The 4,895-nt window shown below is 42.7% G+C and carries 6 protein-coding genes; all 6 read left to right on the top strand.

Going from position 1 to position 4,895, the window contains the following annotated elements:
• Positions 1-1,454, top strand: a 1,454-nt coding sequence (locus BMI79_RS22665) for a DUF2345 domain-containing protein (protein WP_143555416.1), incomplete at its 5' end; no start/stop codon positions are given.
• On the top strand, positions 1,454-2,338 hold the full coding sequence (locus BMI79_RS22660; RefSeq protein WP_076944394.1) for a hypothetical protein: 885 nt from the start codon (positions 1,454-1,456) through the stop codon (positions 2,336-2,338). The genes BMI79_RS22665 and BMI79_RS22660, both read left to right, overlap by 1 nt.
• The gene (locus BMI79_RS22655) at positions 2,328-2,921 is read left to right on the top strand and encodes a hypothetical protein (protein ID WP_076944393.1); all 594 of its coding nucleotides are present in this window, start codon (positions 2,328-2,330) and stop codon (positions 2,919-2,921) included. The genes BMI79_RS22660 and BMI79_RS22655 overlap by 11 nt, the downstream gene beginning before the upstream one ends.
• Before the next feature lie 106 nt (positions 2,922-3,027).
• Positions 3,028-3,408, top strand: a complete 381-nt coding sequence (locus BMI79_RS22650; RefSeq protein ID WP_076944392.1) for a hypothetical protein — start codon at positions 3,028-3,030, stop codon at positions 3,406-3,408.
• Positions 3,409-3,891: 483 nt separating this feature from the next.
• Positions 3,892-4,347, top strand: a complete 456-nt coding sequence (locus tag BMI79_RS22640) for a hypothetical protein (protein ID WP_244157373.1) — start codon at positions 3,892-3,894, stop codon at positions 4,345-4,347.
• 128 nt (positions 4,348-4,475) lie between these two features.
• A partial coding sequence (locus BMI79_RS22635; protein WP_279626685.1) for a contractile injection system protein, VgrG/Pvc8 family occupies positions 4,476-4,895 on the top strand: 420 nt, incomplete at its 3' end.

Raw genomic sequence — 4,895 nt, 5'->3', positions numbered from 1 at the left:
ACCGCAGCTTTGAAGTGGCGTTCGAGGCCATCCCTTATTCCGAGGATTACGGCTTCCGCCCGGCGTTGCTCCCCAAACCCAAGATGGCCGGTACGTTGCCGGCACGGGTGACCAGCACCACCGCCAATGATATCTACGGCCATATCGACAAAGACGGGCGCTACCGGGTGAACATGCTGTTCGACCGAGACAGCTGGGAGCTGGGTTATGAAAGCCTGTGGGTGCGGCAGGCCCGACCGTATGCGGGAGACGTCTATGGACTCCATCTTCCGCTTTTGGCGGGGACGGAGGTAGCGATTGCGTACGAAGATGGCAATCCGGACCGCCCTTACATCGCGCACGTCCTGCATGATTCGGCGCATGTCGACCACGTCACTATCCGCAACTACAAGCGCAACGTGCTGCGCACTCCAGCTAACAACAAACTCAGACTGGATGACACGAGAAATCAGGAGCATATCAAGCTCAGTACCGAGTACGGCGGCAAGAGCCAGCTGAACCTGGGGCACCTGGTTGACAGCGAGAAGCAGCAGCGCGGTGAAGGGTTTGAGCTGCGCACCGACCTGTTCGGGGCCATCCGGGCGGAGAAAGGCATCTTCATGAGCGCTGATGGGCAGGCCAAGGCGCAGGGCAAGGTGCTGGAGATGGATGCCGTCATCAGTGAGATGAATGCCTTGCAGGAAATGGCGCAATCCCTGTCGGATGACGCGCAAACCGCGCAAGCAAACCCTGGTGATATGGCGGCCCAGATTGCCCTGATCAATCAACGGGTGAAAGATCTGACCGCTTCGGTGCTGCTGATGCACGCCCCAAAAGGGATTGCCCTGACCAGCGGCGAACATCTGCAAATCTCTGCTAAGCAAAACCTGATAGCCACCGCCGGTAAACATGCTGATGTCAGCGTGGCCAAAAACTTCTTTATCGGTGTAGGGAACACATTGAGTGTCTTCGTGCGTAAGCTGGGGATGAAGCTGATCGCCAATCAAGGGCCAATCACGGTACAGGCGCAGAACGACCTGATGGAGTTGCTGGCCCGTAAGGCCATCACCATCACCAGCACCGAAGATGAAATCAAGATCACGGCGAAGAAGAAGATCACGCTTAACGCGGGTGGCAGCTATATCACACTGGATGAGAACCGTATTGAGTCGGGGACGGCGGGTGAGTATCTGACCAAGGCGGGATATTATGGGCGGCAGGAGAAGGCTAGTATAAAAGCGGCTATGCCATCCCTTGCTGCTGGTATTATTCCACTACTCAAGTTTAATGAAAAAATTCGAGTTGTAGACGATAATGGCAATGTCATGAGTAATATCCCCTACCTCATACAGGATAAAAATGGGAATGTGTATAAGGGTGTGACTGATGCCGATGGACACTGTGAGCGAGTTTATACGGATGAACCGCAAGAACTGAAAGTCTTTCTTGGAATATTAGCTTTGGAGAAATGGTGATGTCTGAGCATATAGTATTTACAAATGAAAAAGATGACTCGCATCATGATGTAGTTGGCCCACAAATGCCTGCTAAAGTGCATGTTTTTTTGATCGTAGATGAAATTGGGAAAGATGGTTTTTTAGTAAGGAAGTCGTATTCAGATATAAATGATCCATATTTGAAGGCGAAAAATTTATCGGGAGAGGCAGTTCTTAGAGAAGTATACCCAGAAAAATATAATTTATACCCCAAAGATCCTCTTTCAACTAAAATAATAGCTCAACATGTTATGGGCGATAATATTACATCTTTCATTTCAACTAGTTCAATAATGCCTGATGGTTCTCCTCGCTTCCAAGGGAAAGTGATTTATATAGACATTGATAAGGCAAAGAAGCATGGGGCGAAGTTGATCTCAACAGATGAGATAATTGCTGCATTGGATGAGTATAAAAAAACATACCCGCATTTAACAAAAAGAATAGATAAAATTGCCGGATATGTTAGCGATGTAGATAAAGAAGTCCTAATTCAAGGTAAAAAAGTACCTGCCAAAGCAATTTTTACTGAGAACACACTAAGCCTCACTCAAAATATAGTAAAAATTGGTCGGGTTGTTAAAGTGGTAGGGATTGTTTTCACCGCTTATGATCTCGAGAAGGCGACAAGTAAATCTATTGAAGTGAAGAGCGCAAAACCTATCACTGCAGAGGTCATTAGGCAGGCAGGAGGATGGGGTGGTGCAGTTGCAGGAGCTAAAGCAGGAACTGTTTTAGGTGCATTATGTGGAGTCGAAACGGGACCTGGTGCTGTAATTACCGGAGCGATTGGCGGAGTTATAGGCGGTGTTGCCGGGTACTATGGGGCTGACTGGGTGGCGGATCAAATCGATGAAAATTGAATTTTTAAATAATTTACTTAATAAAATCAAGAGGAATAATGAAAATGACTTCGCATCAATTTTCCCTAAGCATAACTTTCAAAAAATAAGCGATTTAAAAAAGTATCCTTGTGTAATTTCATTAGTAGAAGATAATACTTATGCGTATAGAATGTTTTTTTGCGCAGATAAAAAATTCTCCCAAGGAATAATCGATCTTATTAATGAAGAATTTGAATCAAACATTACATTTGAAAATACTAGTGATACTTTACTATTCTTAAAAAATGAGGCTATTGTACTAAATGTCTATAATGATTTTGAAGGTGAAGTTGTACGAATAATAACAAACTCAGAAATCTTTGTCCGTAAATTATGGGAATTGAAGATAACACCTCCACCTCCATGGATCTCATTTCCTGAAATTGATCCTGATGGGTTAGGCAGTATGCAAGGGAATTTATCCTTCTGGTGGGATTGGATGTGGTTACCTTTTTGGAATTCAATGGATACCTCCGAAAAAAAATACTACCTTATTGCCCACTCTGCACCGCTAAATTGGATTGAGTATTTTGATTTTTATGACACGTACATAAATAAATAGATATTTATACACAAACTTATTAGTATCCACCATTTTGTTAGTACCTAAGAATGGTTCAAGTTCACAGAGAAATAAAAATTAGGCACTTAAAACGGAAGCTATATAAATGAAAAGAACTATCATCACCTTATCTATGTTTCTTTTTTCAGTGACCTGCTCTGCGAACAATAGCGATCTCACAAGCATAATGAAAAGCTGTTTATATCAAAAATCATTATCAGAGAAAATAAAATACACAATTATAAAAACTGATGAGATCATTACAGATGATAACTATCGATCCCTAGGTGAGGCGACTTACGTTAATTATAAAGGTCATGATATTGGATATGCAGAAAGTAAATCTAAGCGAGTTATTTTTTATAACAAGAATATTTTCCCATTAGACCATGCTATCACAGTAGACACTGGGTTGCCCATTAAGGGTGGGGTAAAGGATATAGAGTATTTACTCTCCAAGTGGGCGGCAATATCAATAAAAAAATGATAATTATATCTGCGTAAATTTCCCTTTTAGCGGTATCGGAAAAAGTGTTTCACATCAATACATTAGAATTTTTTGTTTTTAAAGAAGAAGGGAAGGCATTATATTACACTGTAGGTGATGTTAGTAAAGGAGAGTGATGAGGCATATTACAATATGATGCAGCCAAATAACAAATATTGACTAGTAGTCAAGTTAACTCGAACCATCAACGGGTTGGATAAGTAAATAATATGCGAATATACTTTGCCGATCTATTTTTATTTCTTTTTCCCGTTTTTCTAGTACCGTGGCACAGATGAAGCATACTATAGTGTCATTAAGCCCTGCGCTGAAAAGCTGATAAAACACCCTAATAATATGCAAATTTTAAGAGATGGAATAGGGAAATGAAGATACGACTATATATTCTCGTTCTCTGCTTTTTTTCGTTTTCTTGTCTGGCTGACTCTATCAGAGATGTTAAAACCTGTGATTTAAAACAAGATGAAAAAAGTTCATCTTCTTTCCTTAAAAACGATTGATGGTGATACGTTATATTTAAGGTTTGAAAACATTATCACTGGTGCATTTTGGGATGATTCGAAAAATAGCCACCAGTTTTTTGGAGATATTAAACTATCTAAGTGTGTAAACAATTCCCTTGTGTTCTCACTTGAATATGGCTCTCCATATATAAAAGGCTGCGTGGTGACTGGTTGGGAAAACGGCTTTGAAGGTAAAAATGATCCCGAAGGGTTCTGTTTTGCGGAAAAAGATCTTCCTGAGTCAATCTGGTTTGGTGATAGAAACACGTTAATTGTTATAAGAAATGAAAATGAAATTAGTGCATTAGATGGGAAATATACTGTCTATGACAGTGCGAGGAAAAGTGGTGAGCGTTCATATCACCTTGACACTCGCCCATCCAAAGAGGGATATAAAATATTTTCATTAAAATGAAAATCAATAGAGAAATATTCACTCCAAACTCATAAGCATTTACTAGTTTAAATAACAAGCTGCTAAATCCCCTTTGGTTATAAAAGGTGCTGCCGCAACGCTAATCATACTGATAAGGACATATATGTATGACGACCTCATTGCCAATTTTATTTGACCACAGTCACCACAAATTAGCGGTCCGCGGCAGCAGTGCTGAGATAGATGTGCTGGGCTTTACCGGTGAGGACGCGTTAAGCGCGCCGTTCCGTTACGCTATCCAGTTCACCAGCCGCGACAAGGCCATCGCCCCGGACACCATGCTGATGCAGGACGCCGCCTTCATCCTGCAGGCCCCGGTGGCTGAAGCCTTTGGCGTGTCCGTCCAACAACCTCAGCGGGTGATTCAAGGGGTGGTCACCGGCTTCAAGCGCCTCTCTACCTCGCGCGACGAAAGCCACTATGAAGTCTGCCTGCAACCGCGCTTGGCGCTGCTGTCACGCAGCCATCAGAACGCGATTTATCAGGATATCTCGGTGCCGGGCATTGTGGAGAAAATCCTGCGGGAA

Source organism: Serratia oryzae, from assembly GCF_001976145.1.
GTDB classification, from domain to species: domain Bacteria; phylum Pseudomonadota; class Gammaproteobacteria; order Enterobacterales; family Enterobacteriaceae; genus Chania; species Chania oryzae.
Note: the sequence above shows the minus strand (reverse complement) of the source record. Positions and strands in the feature narration are given on the sequence as shown.